The following is a 17583-nucleotide window of genomic DNA, read 5'->3' as shown; positions in this document are numbered from 1 at the left end:
GCGCGGGCGGGATGGCGGGGGGCCGTTACGCGCGTGTCGCCGTGTATTCCGAGAAGATCCCGCTTACGACGTGCCGCCGCTCGTTCGAGAAGCCGGCGTTGCGGAGCGACTCGAGAATCAGCTCCGGGGGGAGGCAGCGGTCGATGGTCTCCCAGTAGTACTGCCAGAGTTCCGGGGTCCTAGGCGAGAGCCTAGCGACGGCGCCGAGCAGGCGCGAGACACCCCCCAGGTACGCATAAAGCCACGCCCGCCCGGCACGCGTGCGGGGGCGTGTGATCTCCAGGATGCACAGACGCCCCGGGCCGAATGGACCACCGGGGTTGAGCACCCTGTGAAACTCTCGAAACGCACCGTTGAGGTCATCGACGTGGCGCAGGGCGTACCCCATCGAGAGGAAGTCGAACGATCCGGCGAGGAGCGGAAGGGACTCCGCGGTCCCTTCGAACGTCTCGATGCCCAGCCGTTCCCTGGCCCGTCGCATCATCTGCGGGCTGGGGTCGACCCCGACAACGTTGCCGGTCGGTCCGGCCAGTTTGAGCGCCTCTCCCGCGACAAGCCCGGTTCCTACGGCGATGTCGGCGACGCGCATCCCGGGTTGCAGGCCGGCCCTTGCCAGGGCCTTTCGGCGGTACCAACGGCCGCTGCCGAGGGAGAGCCACCGCTCGACCCGGTCGTAGTCCGGCGCGGTCTCGTCGAAAATGCCGTTGAGAAATGCCCGCTTGTGCTCGGGCGCCGAGTACGAGCGAGGGATCGTCGGATGCGGGGCGAGCGGCGGCGGTGATGAGCCCGATGAGTCGGGCCAGTCATGGACAGCCATGTCCGAGCTCCTGAAATCGTCGCATCCGGCCCGTATCATACAGGCTGGTTCGGATACGGAGGGCTCGCTCGAGTCAGCGTTCGGGCCGGCGGCGCACGGCGTCGGACAGGAGTCTACGGAGTCGCATGCCTAGCACCGAGACATTGAGCCGCGTGAAGGGGGTGATCCGCCGGTGTCTGAAAGTGGATGAGCAGACGCTGTTCGAGGACACCATGCCGCTGGTAGGGGGCGAGTACGACCTCGATTCACTCGACATCCTGCTGATCGTGACGGAGCTTGAGAAGGAGTTCGGTGTCAAGATCACGGACGGATCGATGAGCAAGGCGGCGTTTACGAATGTGACAACACTCGGGTTGCTGATCGAGGGGTTGCCACAGGATGGCTCGAAGAGAGGCTGATCCTCATGCGCACAGGGACGCTGGAAAACCTGCCGCACCGGCCGCCGTTCCTGTTTGTAACCAGCGTCGAGGAACTCGAGGCGGGGAGGAGCGTTCTGGGCACCTGGCGGGTGCGGGGAGATGAGGATTTCTTTGCAGGCCACTTCCCGGACAACCCGGTCGTGCCCGGTGTGCTGGTCGCCGAGGCGCTCGCCCAGGTGTCCGGCGTGATGGCCTTTTCCGGCGGGGCTTCGGGGTATTCTCCTTCAGCGAGGCTGGCGCAGGTGGATGTGAAGTTTCATACCGGCATTGTTCCGCCGGCGGAGATCCGGCTGCACTCGGTACTGGCCCGGGAGATGTCGGGTCTGTGCCTCTTTGATGTGCGGGCGACGGTTGCCGGGGCGGTCGCCGCATCGGGGTCGCTTGTTCTGGCGAGGGTGGAGTGATGCTGATTGGAGCCGTCGGTCCCGTGTGCCGCTTTGCGATCGCCGCCGCGTGTGCGATGGCGTCATGGTGGGGCCGACCGTTGGACTCATTCTGCCAGCCCGCCGCATCCCAGTCCGCTTCGTCCTCTGATGGGTCGCGATTTGTTGAGCGGCTCGAGGCGGTTGACGCGGCGATGTCCACGGTGCAGGATCTCCGCGCCGACTTCGAGCAACGGCGGCACTCGCCGCTTCTCAAGAAGCCGCTGGTGTCCCAGGGAGTTGTCCGGGCAAAGGGGGAACTGGTTCGATGGGACACCGCCTCGCCGCGGAAGTCGTCGCTCTTGGTCTCGAGCGAGTCGATCCAGATGTACTACCCGGACGATGGTCTGCTGGAGATCTATCCGGTCGGCGAGGGGTTCAGGGACCTTGCAGGCGGGCCGCTTCCTCGGTTGGCCGTGCTTCGGGAGCGGTTCGAAATCGAGCCCTTGGAGCCACGGATCATGGGCGAGGATGGCGATGGTAAGAGTCTTGCTCTTCGGCTCACGCCGAGGTCCGAAGCCCTGCGGCGGCACGTCAGTTTTGTGCGGGTTCTGATCGATGAATCAGCGCCGGCGGCGAAGCGGGTGGTCATGACCGATCCGGAGGGCGAGGAGACGGAGATCGTGTTCAGCCATGTGCGACTGAACACCGGGATGAAGCCGGATGATCTCGAACTCAAGGTGCCGCAGACGACTCGCGTGTCCCGCCCGATGGGGGACGTTCGCGGTGTCCATCGGAGCGAGGCTGGCGCGGGCAACGGTCCCGAGAGGACGCCCTGAGACCACAGGGTGCTGGAGACGAGCGTGGCGAGCCAGGGCGCTGAACTGCTGCAGTCATCGGGGAGGGCGATGGTGCCGGCGTGGGCGAGGCGGCTGACGCCCCACATGGTCGCCTCCCGTCTTGCGGGGCTGGCCGCGGGAGGGTCGGCGGGGTTAGAGCACTACCGGGGCGACGGGATCGGGATGGTGGCCGCTGTCGTGCCTGGCGCCACGAGCCTGTCGACGGGCCAACTGAACGAGAGTGTCGCGGCGGTGTTCGAACTGGTGCTCGCGGGCCTGAACGAGGGTGGCTTCCCGCATCCGCTGAGGACGTGGGCGTTTGTGCCCGGCATCCACGACCAGATGGATGAAGGGCTTGATCGCTACCGGGTCTTCAACTTGGGTCGATTCGCCGCCTATACGCGGTGCTTCGGGACCAGACCCTTCGCGGGAGTTCTCCCGGCCGCATCGGCGGTAGGTCATGATGGCGACCACCTCGTCGTATGCGCGATGGGATCAGGTGTGCCCGGTGTGCCGGTAGAGAATCCGCGGCAGATTCCTGCGTTTGAGTACTCCCGGGCGTATGGTCCGCGGCCGCCGTGCTTTGCACGGGCGACAGTGGCCTCATTGCCGCTGGGCCGGCGTCTCCTCGTCTCGGGCACGGCGAGCATCAGGGGTGAGGACTCTGTGCATCCGGGCTCGCTGTCGCTTCAACTGGAGGAAACGCTCGCGAATATCGATCGTCTGGCTCGGGGCGTGCCGGGTCCAGACTCGTACTCGATAGACGGGACCGAAACGGCGCGAGTCTACTTTCGGCGGCCCGCGGATCGTTCGGCGCTGAGGGCGGCCCTGTCGGGGAGGTTGCCACGGACCGCCGATGTGGAGTACTTCCCGGCGAAGATCTGCCGGGCCGAGTTGCTGGTGGAGATCGAGGCGACGGTGGTGCCGGGCCGCATGGGTGGCGCGCCGCATGAATAGGTCGGTCGAGCAGCGGCTGGAACGCTCCTCCGGCGCGCAGGGCGTTGGGTGGGGGGTGATTGATGCGATCAACCGGCACGCGCTGGAACGGCCGGAGGCGGAAGCGGTGGGGGAACTGGACGGGGCGAGGGGGCGCTGTACCTTCGGCGAGTTGGCGGGTCTCGTGTCTTCACGGACTCAGCAACTTCGCGGGTCCCTGGACCCGGGCGACGTGCTGATTGCGGTGCTCCCGGCCGGTACTGAGTTCGCGGCGTGGTTCTGTGCGGCCATCGCGGCCGGCCTGCGGTTTCTGCCGATGCACCCGCAGATCGCGGGCCCCGAGGCGCTGGCGGCGGCGACGCGGGCCGGGGCCGTTGCCGCGTTGGTTGGTCCAGGCCTTGAGGCGGAACCGGCGCTCAGTCACCTGGCGTTGGGACTCGGCGTGAACCGGAACGCGCTGGTGCCCACGGCCCATGGTTCGCTGGTGCTCGGGTCCTCCGGAACGACGGGACTGCCGAAGCTCGTCGTGCGAACGAGCGAGTCGTTGGATGCCGACGCGGCCGGGGTGATCGCCGGTATGGGCCTGACCGCCGCGGATCGGATCGTGTTTCCGACGTCGCTCAGCCACTCGTACGGTGTGGATGTGCTGGTGGGCGCGTTGACCGCCGGGGCCGGGCTCCGCGTGATGGGGCAGTTCGACGCCGAGTACGTCGCGCGGGAGCTCGAGGAGGGAGCCACAGTACTTCCCGGGGTTCCGTTTGTCTTTGAGGCGCTCGCTCGCCGCGAGCGCACGCGTCCCACGGCGCTTCGGCTGGCTGTGTCGGCGGGTTCGCCCCTGCCCGACCCGGTGCGCCGGGGGTTCGCCGCGGCGTGGGGGGCTGACATCGGGCAGCTCTACGGGGCGACTGAGCTTGGGACCGTGGCGATCGATGCGCCGGGATCTGATGGGTTCGATCCGGCTTCTGTCGGTCGGCCGCTCGCCGGAGTTTCGATTCGCATTGTGGATATTGCGGATCCGAGCCGGTTGCTCCCAACAGGCCAAGAGGGACAGCTGGCGGTCCGCGCGGCCTCCATGCTGTCGGAGTACCTTGACGGAGATGTTCCGTTGGTCGATGGGTACCTGCTGACCGGAGACCTGGCGAGGACCGATGCGATTGGCCGGATCTGGATCACCGGAAGGCTCAAGCACCTGATCGACGTCGGGGGATTCAAGGTGAACCCCCTTGAGGTTGAGCGGGTGCTTGCTACGCACCCCGGGGTCGCCGAGTGCGTCGTTGTGCCGGTAGCGGCCTCTCAGACGGTGCAAAGGCTCCGTGCGGTTGTGGTTCCGTGTGCGGATCAGCCGCCCACCCCTGATGAACTCCGGCGTTATGTTCGGGCAAGACTCTCGTCGGTCAAGGTTCCGCGGTCGATTGAGCTCTCGGCGTCGCTGCCGAAGTCGGCGACGGGCAAGGTCCTCCGACACCTCGTCTAGGTGGAGATCCAAGTGGTGTGCCGAAGGACGATGACGGGAGCAGCGGCGGCCGCGGCCGGGCTGTTGAGCGGGTGTGCGGGCTCACTGCCGGTTTACCCAACGATGAGTGCCGAGGAGTCGCTCACAACCATCGCGGATCGCCAGGCCTCGGTGACGCATCTCGTGGCGGAGTGCGACCTGGACCTCACCGACTCCGAGGGTCAGAGCGTTCGAGTTGATGGCGTGATAGTGGCCGAACTTCCCGGCAAGATGAGGATGCGCGCGTGGAAGTTCGGGCACGCTGTGTTTGATCTGACGGTAACGGATGATGGGGCGTGGTTGATGACGCCGGAAGAGGAACAGGGCGGTCGGCGCCTGGACGCCGAGCACGTGTCGTCGACAGGGGTGCGAGATGTTTTGGGGCTGCTCGGACCGGGCTACTTCAGGACCGCGCGGCCCGTCCGTGCGGACGCTTCGATGCTTATCGCGTGCGGGGCCGCTCTGGGGCGAGACGATGTGGTGTGCGAGATTGTCCGGGCCACACTGGCGCCGCGGCGGTTTGTGATGGGGTCCGGCGCCTCGTTGAACGGCGGGGAGGTCGTTCTCGATCAGTACCAGGCGGTGGACGGGGCCATCTGGCCGATGCGGGTGCGAATACGGAGCCAGGCGGGCGAGGTGGTTGTCCGGGTGCGCCAACTGGAAATTAACGGAGAGTTGCCCCCCGGGGCGTTTGTGCCGTCGCAGCGGGCAAGGGCGATCCCTTGAGTCGTGCCTCAACCAGGACTGATTCGGGACACATCGGCGACCTTGCTGCACGCCTCGCAGGGTGGTCCGCGACGCGGCCGGGCTGGGTGCTGGCGGGCGCGGTGGTGGTCCTGGCCTTCTCCTTGGTTTCGCTCAGTCGGCTTCACATCACGTCGTCCCTGACCGGCATACTCGGGAGTGGTTCCGGCGCCGCCGCCGCGATGGAGCGGGTTGTTTCCGGGTACCGGTCCGGGGCGGAGTTGATGCTGCTGGTAGAGCTTCCGGAGGGCCGTGCAGCCGATGACGCGGGGCGGGCGGAGTTGGTGGGCTATGCGACGCGCCTTGCGTCAGCACTGGGGAGCGACCCGGTCGCTTCGCGGCTCGTCTTGTGGGCGCGGTTCCGCGAGGATCCTGAACTGCTGAGGTTCGCACGCGAGGTGATGCTCCCTCATGGCGTGTTCTATCTCAGCGAAGGGGCCGTGGAGGAGCTCGAGCGCCGGCTGCAGCCGGCGCAGATCCGCAGGCAGATTGCGAGAAACGAGGCGATGATCTCCGCGCCGGGCGCCGCTGGGGCGGCGCTGAGTGAGGGGGTCCTGCGGGATCCCCTTCGCCTATTCGATCTGGTGCCGCCCGAGCTGCGCTCGGACGTCGCGGCTGATGCCCCTGTGGTCGGGAAGCCAGAGTTGTCGGACGATGGCCGGGCGATTCTCCTGAGCATTGGAACCGTGGGGGATGGTGGGGACTACGAAGCGGCGGGCAGGACGGTCGATGCCGTTGAACGGCTCGCGGCCAAGACGAACTCGACGGGTCTGAGCGTGGCCATGGCGGGGTCCGCGGCTATTGCGCGCGAAACCTCACGTGTCATTCGGCGTGACTCGATCGTGAGCGTTCTGGCCTCGGTGGCGCTGCTGTATGCCTTGTTCTTCCTGTTCTACAGCCGATGGTCGGCGGGTCTGGTGATCGGCGGAGTCGCGGCCGTCGGCATGCTGGCGGGGGTTGGCGCGGTGGCGGTGGTGGTCCGCGAGGTCTCGCCGCTGGCGGCGATGATTGCGGCGTTGCTCGCGGGGATCGGCGCTGACTACGGGGTCCACTTCCTGTCTCGCTACGACGGGTATCGCGGCGAGGGCCAGGGCAGCGCGGCGGCGTCGGTGGAGACGGCACGGCACATGGCCGTGCCGATCGGGACCAACTGCTTCACGAGCATCTTCGGATTTATGAGCCTGTGGCCCTCCACGATCAAGATGCTGAGCGACTTCGCGGTCATGGGGGCAGCGGGGCTGCTCGGGGCGTTCCTCGCGGTGTTCGTGCTGATGCCGGCGGTGCTGGCGGTCACTGATCGACGAGAGACGCATCGGGCGGCGGGCCGGGCGATGTTCAATAGGTTTGCCGATGGTGTTGTGGACCGGCCTCGCACGTGCATGGGACTGTCGCTGGCGATTCTTGGTGCGGGCGTTGTGGCGGCGGCCGCCCAGGGGTTCTCGATCGGCTTCGAGTCGGACCTCACCGTGATGCACCCTCGCCCGAGCAAGGCCCTCGATGCGACTTCGGAGGTCATGCGGCGGTTCTCGAGGCAGGGGGCTCTGGTCCCGATCGAGGTGCGGGCGGCGGCGGCGGACCAGCTGGTCGGCGTTGCGCACGATGCTGCCCGCGCGCTGACCTCGCCGGCGTGCCGCGAGGCAGGGGTGACTGCCGTTCTGGGGTTGGGCACGCTTCTGCCTGATCCGAGGCAGACCGCGGGCAGGCTGCGGATGCTCGACCGGCTCGATCCGAGCAGGGTCATCGAGGCGTTTGATGCAGCGATTGCAGAGAGTCAGTTCGAACCGAAGGCCTACGCCGGCTACAGAGGGGTGCTTGCTGAGATCCTGGGGTCGCGGCGTGTGCCGACCGTGGCCGACGTCATGCGGTATCGCTCGGTGGCGGAGCGGGTCTTTCCGGCCGCGAGCCTGGTTGGCGGAGGTCAACCGACGAGCACCATGCTCGTTGTGCGGCTTGCGGAGCCGCTGCACGACCGCGAGCAGCGGCGGCACACCATCGCGGCGCTCAGGAAGGCGGCGTCGGGTGTTCGTGGCGGGGAGGTCACAGTTGCGGGGATCGACGCCGTGTCCGAGGAGCTGGACGCGGCCGCCAGGGTCGGGCTCCCGCGAGCAATAGCAATCTCGTTCGGGCTCGTGCTGCTCTGGCTGATGATTGTCTTCCGTCGCGCTGTCGATGTGCTGCTGGCGCTTCTTCCGCTGGCGTTTGCGGCGGTCGCCACCGTTGCGTTCATCGTCGCGACGCGGCAGCTCTTCAATCCCATCAATACGGTTGCCATCCCGCTGCTCGGAGGGATCGCGGTTGATGCCGGTGTGTTTCTTGTGTCGGTCTTCCGTTCGGACGGCGCGACGCGCGCCGAACTGCGGCCGCACCTGCGACCCACGGTTCATGCCATCTCGCTCTCGGTAGGCACGACCGCGACGGCGTTCGGCTCGCTGTGCATCTCGCACACGCCGGCCATACAGTCCCTCGGGCTCGTCTCCGCCGTGGGGATCATGGCGTCCGGCGTTGGCTCCCTGCTGCTGTTGATGCCGATCCTGATCCGCCGTGCTCCGCGGGCCGGCGTGCGCGGGCGGAGTGAACCATGTGCGAGTTGAGCCGGGCGTGCAGGGCGACAAACGCATCGACCAGTCGCGATTCGATGTCGTCCGGGTCGAGCGCCGGGTCGATCGGGTCGCCGTAGATCAGCCCGTATCGTGTGAGACGGAACGGGAGCCAGCTTGCCGGACGGCTGTAGAGATGGGAATCAACAATCACGCAGGGGACGACCGGCGAGGCGGTCAACCTCGCAACTCGGCCGACACCCTGGCGGATGCGCCGGGTGTAGACCACCGATTCGGCCCCCTTGCGGAACGCACCCTCCGGGAACATCGCAACCGCCCGGTCTCGCTCGAGCCGTTCCAGGATAATCCGGACGGTCTTGGCGTCCGGCCGGGAGCGATCGAGCGGGAATGCGTTCAAGGATCCGTAGAACCAGGCGACAAACGGATTCTGGAAGACCTCGACGATGCTCACGAAGTCCAGGAGCCGCGGGGTGTGCCGGATGAGCAGCGCCACGTCGTACGGGCTCTGGTGCGTAGCCGCGAGAATGCACCGCCCACTGAGGGGGATGTGCTCCGCGCCAATGACAACGGGAGAACCGCTGATCCAGAACGGAGCGGAGCCCAGGAACCGCACGGCTCGATAGAACGCGTCACTCATCGGGGGGATCCGGTGGTCAGGGAATGTCGCCGTCCGTCAGCCCCGTCCTGGCGAGGAGGTCGTGGTACAGCCGGATGAACTCAGCTCCCAACCGGGAGGCCATCTCGGCGCGATCGGCCCGGCGAGAGGCCGAGCGTGGCGGCGGGGCGACATCGTGGCCGAACGCATACCACAGCCGGCCTCGACGGAAGGGCAGCCAGGGCGACACCTGATTGAGCCTGTCCGTGCCAAGCACGATGACCGGCAGAATCGGTGTACGCGAGGCAACGGCGACGGTGCAGACCCCGTGCTTGAAGGGTGCGCCGCGGAGCATCGACTGCCGTCCCTTGGCTACGCCACCTTCCGGAAAGATGCCGACGCACTCCCCGGATTGTGCGAGCCGGACGGCCGTGCGGACGGCCGGGAGCGAGCATCCGTAGCGGTCGACCGGGAACGCGCCGCCAAGGTTGAGCGCCGCGGCACCCCACCAGGGGCGATAAAACTCGATGCGTGCCATCCAGCGGATGTGCCGCTCGATCGTCGCTGAAACGAGTATCGGTTCGAGATGGCTTAGGTGCGTGCAGGCAATGATGAAGCCGCCCTTTCGGTCGGCGCGGTCGGAATCAAGAACGACTTCCCGGAGCGTCTGCCACGCGATGAACCGGCTGCAGAGCCTGCACGACCGGTAGAAGAGCGATCCCATGTCCTCATCATGATACCGAACCGCGATCCGCCGGCGATCGCTCGGAGTGGGCCCCTGTATACTGCGCGTTGATGCAGGCTCGGGTGGACATTTCGGTGCAGTCTGCAGCCCTCGGGGCAACGCCTACCACCACGCCGAAGGCGCTTGGGCCGTTCTTTGGACTCGCGGTGAGGGCACCGGGTGTACTGAGGGCAATCCGGCCTCTGGTAACACGAGTTGTTCCGCTCGTTTCTCGCGGGGTCCGGGTGCAGACCCGTCGAAACGCGACACGGATCTTTGGAAGGCCGCTGAGTCCATCCGAGGGGCGGGCGTTCACTCGGGCGGTGCTGGACAGTTTCTACGAGTTTATTCTGGACGTCGGCCAGGCAAACCGCGAGCCGATCGAGCGGCTGCGGGGACGAATCGAGCGAGTCGAAGGCGAGGAGGCCTACCGGGCACTTCGGGGTGATGGCCGAGGGGTCGTTCTCGTCACGGCTCACATGGGTTCGTTTGAAGTGGGACTGGCGGCGCTCATGCGTGTCGAGCAGCGGGTGCACGTGGTGTACAAGCGGGACGCATCCGGACCATTCGAGGCCATGCGGGCGAGATTGCGGCGGCTCCTGGGTGCGCTTGAGGCGCCGATTGATGAGGGGATGTCGACGTGGATGGGCCTGCGCGATGCGCTGCTAGGCGGCGACGTCGTCGTGATGCAGGCGGACCGGGCGATGCCCGGCCAGCGGTTCGAGGTGGTCCCGTTTCTCCACGGCCATCTCCGCCTTCCAACCGGCGCGATCCGCCTTGCGCGGATTACCGGGAGCCCGATCGTGCCTGTGTTTACGGTGCGGCTCGCATCGGGCCGGTTCGCCGTCCACTTGTGTCCGGCGATCGAGCCGGGGCAGAGCGATCCAGGCCCGGGTGCGACGGACCCGTCGCTGGTCGCGATGGCCAGGTCGATTGAGACGATGATCGCCCGATACCCGTCGCAGTGGCTTGTGCTTGGAGCGGCCTTTGAAGAGGACGCGGTGAGTGCCTGAACGGTGCGAGCAAACCGAGCGAGTTCCGATCGCCATTACCGGTGTGGCGGCGACCGCGTCGCTGGGGGGTGATGCCGAGTCGATCTGGCGTGCGATGCTGGCCGGACGCTGCGGGATGGCCCCGATGACGGATATCGAGTCGGCCCTTCCTCCGGGGAGCCTCGGGGGCCAGGCGGCGGACCTGCCCTCCTCGTATTGCCCGGGCCTCCCTCGCGAAGCCCGCTATCTTCGATGGACGATCGAGCACGCCCTTGCGGATGCGGGCCTCTCCGCCGCGATCGGGCCCGCTTCTCGCCGGTGCGCCGTCCTTGGCACCACGCTTCACGGGCTGCGAGCGGGCGGCCGCTTCCTGCGGTCGGGCAAGGCAAGGGACCTTGGCTCATTTCTTGCAAGCGCGACCGCAAGAATATCTCTCGATGGCCTGGGTATTGAGGGCGGCGCCCTCACAACGTGCTCCGCCTGCTCATCGAGTCTCGGGGCGGTGGCGCTGGCCGCAACGCTCCTCGAATCTGGTCAGGCAGACGTGGTCGTCGCGGGCGGGTACGACGCGATCAGCGAGTATGCCTGGGCGGGGTTCAACTCGCTCAGGCTGATCGCGGAGGGGCCTCTCCGGCCCTTCTGCCGTGGTCGCCAGGGGATGAAGGTGGCCGAGGGGTACGGGATCGTGATCCTCGAGCGGGCGTGCGAGGCCGCCGAGCGTGGAGCACGCGTGCGGGCGGTCCTGGCGGGCTGGGGAGAGACGGCCGACTCGCACCACCTCACGCAGCCGCACCCGCAGGGGGAGGGAGCGCTCGCAGCAATGCAACAGGCCCTCCGCGGCGCCGGGGTCGAAGCGGCGGACCTTGGGCTGATCGCCGCCCATGCGACCGGAACACCCGAGAATGACGAGTCCGAGTTCCGGGCCCTGTCGCGGCTGCTCGGCGAAGACCTTCCTCGGGTGCCTGTCGTCGGGTTCAAGAGCTTTCTTGGCCACACACTTGGCGGCGCTGGAGCGGTTGAGCTGGTGATGTCGTGCATGGCACTGCGGGATCAGCGGGTTCCCGCGTGCCCGAACGTACGGGCGGAGGAGATCGAGTTTCCTGGGCTGAACGTGTCGAGCGGCGGCGCGGCGGATCGCCCTGTGCCATGCACCCTCAACACTTCGCTCGGGTTCGGCGGCGCCAACACGTGCGTGGTGCTGACCCAGGCGGAGCGCCACCGCAAGCAGTCGGCGCGTGCGGGATCCGGCCTGCCCGCGGGGCGACGCGCGTGCATCACCGGCGTGGGTGTTGTTCTGCCTGGCGCGGTGGGGCACGCGGCGTTCGTGAACTGCTGCTGTCGGCCTCCGGACTCTCGGGCGCAACGCGGACAGGGGATCAGTGACGAGGCGATGGCCGAGTACCTGAACGTGCGTCGGGCACGCCGTCTCAGCCAATACGTCAAGTTCTCGCTGGCGGCCGCCGCGATGGCCGTCCGGGACGCCGGTCTGGGCGGTGACCGCGAGCGATTGGCCTCTGCGAATGCGATCCTGGGCTCGATGCACGGGTCGGCGTCGTTCTGTTACGAGTACTACTCGGAGATTGTCTCCCAGGGGGTCATGGCCGCCAATCCTGTGCTCTTTGCCGAGGGGGTTCCCAACGCTGCGGCCGCGCACCTGAGTGTGTCGCTGGGCGTGCGGGGGGCCTGCCAGACGATCATCGGCTCGCGCACCGCCGGGCTCGATGCATTGGCTCTGGCGGCGCTCCGCGTTCAAAACGGCACGGCCGACACAGTCCTCGTCGTGGCCGCGGAGGCCCCCTGCGGCGTTGTCGATGATGCCTATAGGGAGTACGGGCTGCATGCGAGCGATGAACGTGTGTCGAACGCGCGGCATCCGGGGTTCTTCAGGTCGTTCGGCGGGGTCGCGTTCGTGGTCGAATCGAGTACCGCGGCCGCGGCACGCGGGGCGATGGCGTATGGGGCCGTGCTTGGGAGCCGGTGGGCCATGCCGCGGGCTGGGGGGGGCGGCGGGCCGGCAGGGGCGGTGGCATCGGTACTCACTCGGCTCAAGCCGGTGCCGGGCCGGGTGATCGGATCCGCAAGCGGCACATGGGTGGATCGGGCAGAGCAGCTTGGGCTGCGCCGGGCGGGCATGAAGGACAGCGGATCGGGGAGCGAGGTGTTCGGCGAGCTGTTCGCGGTGTCGCCGTTCGTGGGGATCGCCAGGGAGCTGGTGGGCGGCTCGACCGGTGAGGTGTTGGCCTCGTTGTGCACGGACTGGTCAGGGGCAGCATCGGCGGTCGGGCTCGAACGCTTGGAGCGGCGGCTCGGCGGGGCGGAAACACCCGTTGGGAGGGGTGTATGAAGCGGGAATACGACGTCGTCATTGCCGGGGGCGGACCTGCCGGTTCAACCGCCGCGATCCTCCTGTCCCGCGCCGGGTTCAGCGTCTGCGTGCTCGAGAAGGACCGGCATCCGAGGTTCCATATCGGGGAGTCGATCCTGCCGCGGACCATGCCCCTGCTGCGAGAGCTTGGCATCGACCGGGCCGTGCTAGCTCTCCCCCACGTGGCGAAGTTCGGCGCCGAGTTCGGTTTCGGAAACGACCCGGCGACGCGGACATTCTCGTTCACCGATGGCCTGCTTCCCGGCGTGCCCGTCTTTAACATCGAGCGGTCGTGCTTCGATGAGTTGCTCTTGAACACGGCGCGGGATTCCGGCGCGGATGTCCTTGAGCAGTGCGCCGTCAAGAGCATCTCGCGGCTCTCCGAAGGGGACATCGAGCTGGAATGCGCGGCGGGGCCGGTGCGGGGCCGAGTTCTGCTTGATGCAAGCGGGTCCAGCACGCTGGTGGGACGCGAGTTGAACCTGCGTCGCAACTTTGAAGACCCCGAGCTCCAGAAGGTGGCCTATTTCCAGCACTTTGATGGTGTGGAGCGGCTGCCAGACCGGGGAGCCGGGCACCCCGCCATTCTCATGTGCGACGAGGGGTGGTTCTGGTTGATCGCCCTGAATGAGTCAACAACGAGCGTGGGGTTTGTGACACGCCCGTCGTTTGTCCGCACGCTGGGTGTTCCCCCAACGCGACTCCTGCAGTGGGCGATCGCCAGATGCCCGGTCGTCCGACACCGCATGAGGGGCGCCACCGGGAGCAATGAGAACGCCGTGCTCTCAGACTTCAGTTACCGGTGCCGGCCCTACTGCGGGCCCGGGTACTTCTTGCTCGGAGATGCCGCGTGCTTCCTCGACCCGATATTCTCGACCGGCGTCACGCTGGCGATGATGAGCGCATCGTGCGCGGCGGACCTGTCCGCGGAGATGCTCCGCGGCGTGATGAGGCCTGCCACGGCGCAGCGTCGGTATCGACGCCACATCGAGTGCGGCACCAGGCCGTTCTGGAGGCTCATCCGGAGTTACTACAAGCACTCCTTCCGCGAACTGTTTGTTCACGGGACGGGTCCGCTCCAGATTCCCGGCGCCATCATCTCAATTCTCGCCGGGCAGGTCTTTCCTCGCCAGCCATGGTCGTTGCGGTGGCGGCACCTCGCCTTCGAGGTGTTCGTGTGGTTGCAGCAATACGCGGAACTCTCGCCGAGACGCGCACCGTTCTGCCTCGCCGCGCAGCCGCCGGACGAGCTTCCCATGGTCGGATCTGGGCCGCGGCCGCCGGGAGTGATCAGGCGCCCTCGTGGCTCGGGCGGTCAATCAGCGCCGGCGGCCGGTGTGCAGGACGCATAAGCAGGGCTCGGGTCAGTGAGTACCCGATCAGGCCGAGCAGCGCCGACGCCGCAACGCTGCCGACGAGCCATTCGATCAGCAGGGCATTGACGGTCGACCACCGGGACGCCTGCCGCAGATTCAGGTCCGCGAGGTCGGGGATCTGGCCGTGCAACGCGATCCCCCCGACACAGAGCGCGATCGCGACAAACACCAGTCCGAGCGGCGGGGTGGAGAGGCTCGAGATGCTGACCACGGCGAGCGGGTGGAGGCAGAACCGGCGCGAGAGCCACAGGCAGGTCACCGTCTTCAGGCCGTAGATGGGCAGCGCGGCCATCATCAGTCCGACACCGACGGATGCCGAGAGTCGTTCCCGAGAGGCCGCATCCCCCCGGGCCATCAGCCGCAGACGCCGCGGGCTGAACCAGTGGCCGAGGCGCCGCAGGACCGTACCGGTGCGGTAGTCTTTGGTCAGCCCAACGCGATCAGGTCCCGGAGCATGCGCCCGCATCATGAGGCGTGCGTGCATCACGACCGACGACACCGTGTCCCGGACGAGTCGGAAGTGAGTGGTGCGTCCCCCCGGGACGCGGTAGATGCACTGAATCGGGCATTCGATTACCGGAATGCCATGCCAGCCCGCGCGCACAAGCACCTCGGTCTCGAACCCGTACCGCTCGGCATCGCTGGCCAGCGTCCCAAGATGCGAAAGCGGATACACGCGCATGCCGGACTGGCTGTCTGTGGTTGAGATACCGCTCTCATACCAGACAAGGGCGTTCGAGACGGCGCGACCAAGGCGGCTGGCCACGGGGGCGCCCGAGCCGTTGCCCCGTCGGGCGCCAACGACCAGGGCGCCGGGGTCGCCTTCGGAGAGCCGTACGAGTTGCGCAAGGTCCGCCGCGGCGTGCTGGCCGTCGGTATCGATCGTGATGGCATGGGAATACCCCGCCCGGATCGCCGCCGCAAAGCCGGAACGCAGCGCGGCCGCTTTGCCCTGGTTGGTCGCGTGTGTGACCACGCTTCTGGCCGGTTCGGACGGGCTTCCCAACCACTGTTCGAGCACAGCCTCGGTCGCGTCGGTGGCGCCGTCGTTGACGACAATGATGGGAAGGCGATACTGACCGAGCGATGCTAGAACCGCGCCAAGCGTTCGGGCATGGTTGTACGTCGGGGCGATCAGGACCCACCGGAGCCTGGGAGCGGAGGAAGGAGCAGCCTGGGTCGCTTCTGGCGCCATCCCGTTCATCTTACAGTGGAATGTCGAAACGCCGCCGGGCGAGGTCTTGGTAGGCTGTGAAGCGCCGGTTCAACCCGAACTTCCAGGAGGAGCCCGTGAATCCCAGAGCATCGCTTGCCTGCGTCCTCGCCGCGTCCGTGCAGATGGCCCTGATCGGCTGCAACCAGGGGGCTCGCGGCGGATCTGCCACGGTTGATCCAAAGTCCAATCAATGGTTTGTGGCAGCGGCTTCCAACGATTCAGCGGCACTCGGTGCCGCGGCGGTTGCTGGCGCCGACCCGAACGCCCACGAACCTCGCGACTTCAACACCCCGCTGCATGTGGCTGCCATCGCCGGCAACGATGCAGCGATCCGCGCCCTTCTGGCCGCGGGAGCAAGCCCGGATGCGATCGATGAGGACGGGCGAACGCCGCTGATGATCGCATGCCACCGGTCCAACACGTCCGCGGCGATCCTCCTTGTCGACGCCCCCACGGACCAGCAGGTCCGTGACCGCCAGATGCAGACTGCCCTCATGTTCGCTGCAAAGAACGGGGAACTCGACGTTGTTGTGGCGATGATCGCCCGCAACGCACCCCTGAATGCTCAGCGGGCAGATGGCTGGACGGCCCTGCATCTGGCCGCGCGGGAAGGCCACGTCGAGGTTGCACGCGCGTTGAAGAATGCCGGAGCCAGCACCACCATCGTCGACAAGCGAGGGCGATCCGCCCGCGACGTTGCGGTCTCGGCCCGGAGGCCGGAGGTGGCAGCTGTGCTCGTGGGACCGTAACAACTGTTCGCGCGCGGCCACTGATTGGGCCGGAAGTCAGCCCATATGCGTCCAAGGGCCTCGGCTACCATCGCCCGATGACAAAGAGCACCGAGCGGGTCAATGTTCTGCTAGTCGGCGGTGGGGGGCGTGAGCACGCGATTGCGTGGAAGCTCCGCCAGTCCGGCCGGTTGGGCCAGTTATGGCTCACCCATCCCGAGAACCCCGGCCTTGCCGAGCTTGGGCGAGCCGCCGATGTGCCTATCGAATACGACCGGCCGTTTCGGCTTCAGCGGTTCTGCGAGAAAGAGCGGGTTGGCCTGGTGATCATCGGGCCCGAAGCCCCGCTTGCCGCTGGGCTGGCCGATGCCCTTGCCGCGGGCACCGGGAGCGGCGATGCGGCCCCGGTCGTGTTCGGCCCCGGAAAACAGGCGGCCATGCTCGAGTCGGACAAGGCATGGGCGAAGCAACTCTTCCGCGCGGCGGCGATCCCCACTGCGGAAGGACGGGTCTTTTCGGATGCCGACGCGGCGAAAGAATACATCCGCTCGCGTGAGTCCCCGCAGGTGGTCAAGGCCGCGGGGCTTGCCCAGGGAAAGGGCGTCATCGTGCCCGACACCGCCGACGATGCGGTTGCCGCGATCGATCGGATCATGGTCCGGCGGGAGTTCGGAGACGCGGGCGCGAAGGTCGTTATTGAGGAGCGGCTGCGCGGCCGAGAGGCCTCCGTTCTCGCGCTGGTGGATGGCCGGACCATCTACCTTCTTGAGGCATGCCAGGACCACAAACGCCTTGGAGACGGCGACACCGGTCCGAATACCGGAGGCATGGGCGCGTTCTGTCCGGGCGGTGTCACCGACGACAAGGTCATCGAGCGCGTCTACCGCGAGATCCTCGTCCCCACGATCGACACCTTGAAGCGTGATGGGATCGACTTCCGAGGCGTCCTGTACGCCGGGATCATGCTCACGCCCGCCGGTCCGAAGGTGCTGGAGTTCAACACCCGCTTCGGCGACCCCGAGTGCCAGGTCCTCATGACCCGTATGCGGGCGGATTTGGTGGATGTCTGCCTGGCAACGGCGACCCGTAAACTCGACAACGTGTCGATCGACTGGCAACCCGCCGCGTCCTGCTGTGTCGTGCTCGCGAGCCACGGCTACCCCGATCGGCCTCGCACGGGTGTTCCCGTTGAGGGCCTCGCTGACGCCGCCGAGGTCGAGGGCGTCACGGTGTTCCACTCCGGTACGCGGCGAGATGAGGCGGGCCGGATCGTGACGGCCGGCGGGCGGGTGCTGAGCGTGACCGCGGTCGGCGAGTCGATGGAGCAGGCCCGCCAGCGTGCCTACCGCGCCTGCGACCTGATCCGATTCGAGGGCAAGACCTACCGCAAGGACATCGGCGCCGACACCGGCCGCTAGCC

Annotated in this window: 16 protein-coding genes; 12 read left to right on the top strand and 4 right to left on the bottom strand. The window is 67.3% G+C overall.

The features are described from left to right. Positions 1-25 precede the first annotated feature (25 nt). Complete coding sequence (locus KF745_11560) at positions 26-817, bottom strand: class I SAM-dependent methyltransferase (protein MBX3359048.1); 792 nt, start codon at positions 815-817, stop codon at positions 26-28. A 125-nt stretch (positions 818-942) separates the two neighbouring features. On the opposite strand from KF745_11560, the gene KF745_11555 reads away from it, so the two are divergent. The 7 genes from KF745_11555 (at position 943) to KF745_11525 (ending at position 8200) form a co-directional block, all read left to right on the top strand. Beyond that, positions 943-1215: an acyl carrier protein gene (locus KF745_11555; protein MBX3359047.1), complete on the top strand. Its 273-nt coding sequence runs from the start codon at positions 943-945 to the stop codon at positions 1213-1215. Positions 1216-1220: 5 nt separating this feature from the next. Beyond that, complete coding sequence (locus KF745_11550; protein ID MBX3359046.1) at positions 1221-1640, top strand: beta-hydroxyacyl-ACP dehydratase; 420 nt, start codon at positions 1221-1223, stop codon at positions 1638-1640. Next, entirely contained in the window at positions 1640-2437 is a 798-nt protein-coding gene (locus KF745_11545; GenBank protein ID MBX3359045.1) for an outer membrane lipoprotein carrier protein LolA, read from the top strand. Before KF745_11550 ends, KF745_11545 begins: the two co-directional genes overlap by 1 nt. Positions 2438-2461: 24 nt before the next feature. Then, a complete protein-coding gene (locus KF745_11540; protein MBX3359044.1) occupies positions 2462-3394 on the top strand; it encodes a hypothetical protein in 933 nt (310 codons plus the stop codon). Further along, a complete protein-coding gene (locus KF745_11535) occupies positions 3387-4847 on the top strand; it encodes a long-chain fatty acid--CoA ligase (GenBank protein MBX3359043.1) in 1461 nt (486 codons plus the stop codon). The genes KF745_11540 and KF745_11535 overlap by 8 nt, the downstream gene beginning before the upstream one ends. Before the next feature lie 102 nt (positions 4848-4949). Beyond that, on the top strand, positions 4950-5591 hold the full coding sequence (locus tag KF745_11530) for a hypothetical protein (GenBank protein ID MBX3359042.1): 642 nt from the start codon (positions 4950-4952) through the stop codon (positions 5589-5591). Further along, a complete protein-coding gene (locus KF745_11525) occupies positions 5588-8200 on the top strand; it encodes an MMPL family transporter (protein ID MBX3359041.1) in 2613 nt (870 codons plus the stop codon). The genes KF745_11530 and KF745_11525 overlap by 4 nt, the downstream gene beginning before the upstream one ends. Here KF745_11525 and KF745_11520 read toward each other — a convergent pair. Together KF745_11520 and KF745_11515 are read right to left on the bottom strand one after the other, a co-directional pair. Then, entirely contained in the window at positions 8097-8804 is a 708-nt protein-coding gene (locus tag KF745_11520; protein MBX3359040.1) for a 1-acyl-sn-glycerol-3-phosphate acyltransferase, read from the bottom strand. The genes KF745_11525 and KF745_11520 overlap by 104 nt on opposite strands. Before the next feature lie 16 nt (positions 8805-8820). Further along, entirely contained in the window at positions 8821-9486 is a 666-nt protein-coding gene (locus KF745_11515) for a 1-acyl-sn-glycerol-3-phosphate acyltransferase (GenBank protein MBX3359039.1), read from the bottom strand. Positions 9487-9557: 71 nt separating this feature from the next. Between KF745_11515 and KF745_11510 the strand changes: the two genes are divergently transcribed. Genes KF745_11510 through KF745_11500 form a run of 3 tightly spaced genes read left to right on the top strand, consistent with a single transcriptional unit; the run spans position 9558 to position 14195 of the window. Beyond that, entirely contained in the window at positions 9558-10499 is a 942-nt protein-coding gene (locus KF745_11510) for a lysophospholipid acyltransferase family protein (protein MBX3359038.1), read from the top strand. Further along, complete coding sequence (locus KF745_11505) at positions 10492-12822, top strand: beta-ketoacyl-[acyl-carrier-protein] synthase family protein (protein MBX3359037.1); 2331 nt, start codon at positions 10492-10494, stop codon at positions 12820-12822. The genes KF745_11510 and KF745_11505 overlap by 8 nt, the downstream gene beginning before the upstream one ends. Next, on the top strand, positions 12819-14195 hold the full coding sequence (locus KF745_11500) for a tryptophan 7-halogenase (GenBank protein MBX3359036.1): 1377 nt from the start codon (positions 12819-12821) through the stop codon (positions 14193-14195). Before KF745_11505 ends, KF745_11500 begins: the two co-directional genes overlap by 4 nt. Here KF745_11500 and KF745_11495 read toward each other — a convergent pair. Next, positions 14134-15423 (bottom strand): DUF2062 domain-containing protein, encoded by a 1290-nt coding sequence (locus KF745_11495; GenBank protein MBX3359035.1) that lies wholly within the window; start codon positions 15421-15423, stop codon positions 14134-14136. The two genes, KF745_11500 and KF745_11495, sit on opposite strands and share 62 nt — an antisense overlap. A gap of 86 nt (positions 15424-15509) precedes the next feature. Here KF745_11495 and KF745_11490 point away from each other — a divergent pair, with 86 nt between their 5' ends. Both KF745_11490 and purD read left to right on the top strand, forming a co-directional pair. Further along, entirely contained in the window at positions 15510-16184 is a 675-nt protein-coding gene (locus KF745_11490) for an ankyrin repeat domain-containing protein (protein MBX3359034.1), read from the top strand. 77 nt (positions 16185-16261) lie between these two features. Then, positions 16262-17581, top strand: coding sequence for a phosphoribosylamine--glycine ligase (gene purD / locus KF745_11485; protein MBX3359033.1), 1320 nt, complete (start codon positions 16262-16264; stop codon positions 17579-17581). Positions 17582-17583: the final 2 nt, after the last annotated feature.

It is taken from the genome of Phycisphaeraceae bacterium, from assembly GCA_019636655.1.
Lineage (GTDB): Bacteria > Planctomycetota > Phycisphaerae > Phycisphaerales > UBA1924 > JAHBXB01.
Note: the sequence above shows the minus strand (reverse complement) of the source record. Positions and strands in the feature narration are given on the sequence as shown.

Bases quoted from the DNA above. Each gene is read 5' to 3' on its own strand.
- KF745_11535 (MBX3359043.1), top strand. From the start codon at position 3,387: ATGAATAGGTCGGTCGAGCAGCGGCTGGAACGCTCCTCCGGCGCGCAG.
- KF745_11550 (MBX3359046.1), top strand. From the start codon at position 1,221: ATGCGCACAGGGACGCTGGAAAACCTGCCGCACCGGCCGCCGTTCCTG.
- KF745_11510 (MBX3359038.1), top strand. From the start codon at position 9,558: ATGCAGGCTCGGGTGGACATTTCGGTGCAGTCTGCAGCCCTCGGGGCA.
- KF745_11495 (MBX3359035.1), bottom strand. From the start codon at position 15,423: ATGAACGGGATGGCGCCAGAAGCGACCCAGGCTGCTCCTTCCTCCGCT.
- purD (MBX3359033.1), top strand. From the start codon at position 16,262: ATGACAAAGAGCACCGAGCGGGTCAATGTTCTGCTAGTCGGCGGTGGG.
- KF745_11545 (MBX3359045.1), top strand. From the start codon at position 1,640: ATGCTGATTGGAGCCGTCGGTCCCGTGTGCCGCTTTGCGATCGCCGCC.
- KF745_11520 (MBX3359040.1), bottom strand. From the start codon at position 8,804: ATGAGTGACGCGTTCTATCGAGCCGTGCGGTTCCTGGGCTCCGCTCCG.
- KF745_11530 (MBX3359042.1), top strand. From the start codon at position 4,950: ATGAGTGCCGAGGAGTCGCTCACAACCATCGCGGATCGCCAGGCCTCG.
- KF745_11515 (MBX3359039.1), bottom strand. From the start codon at position 9,486: ATGGGATCGCTCTTCTACCGGTCGTGCAGGCTCTGCAGCCGGTTCATC.
- KF745_11500 (MBX3359036.1), top strand. From the start codon at position 12,819: ATGAAGCGGGAATACGACGTCGTCATTGCCGGGGGCGGACCTGCCGGT.
- KF745_11560 (MBX3359048.1), bottom strand. From the start codon at position 817: ATGGCTGTCCATGACTGGCCCGACTCATCGGGCTCATCACCGCCGCCG.
- KF745_11555 (MBX3359047.1), top strand. From the start codon at position 943: ATGCCTAGCACCGAGACATTGAGCCGCGTGAAGGGGGTGATCCGCCGG.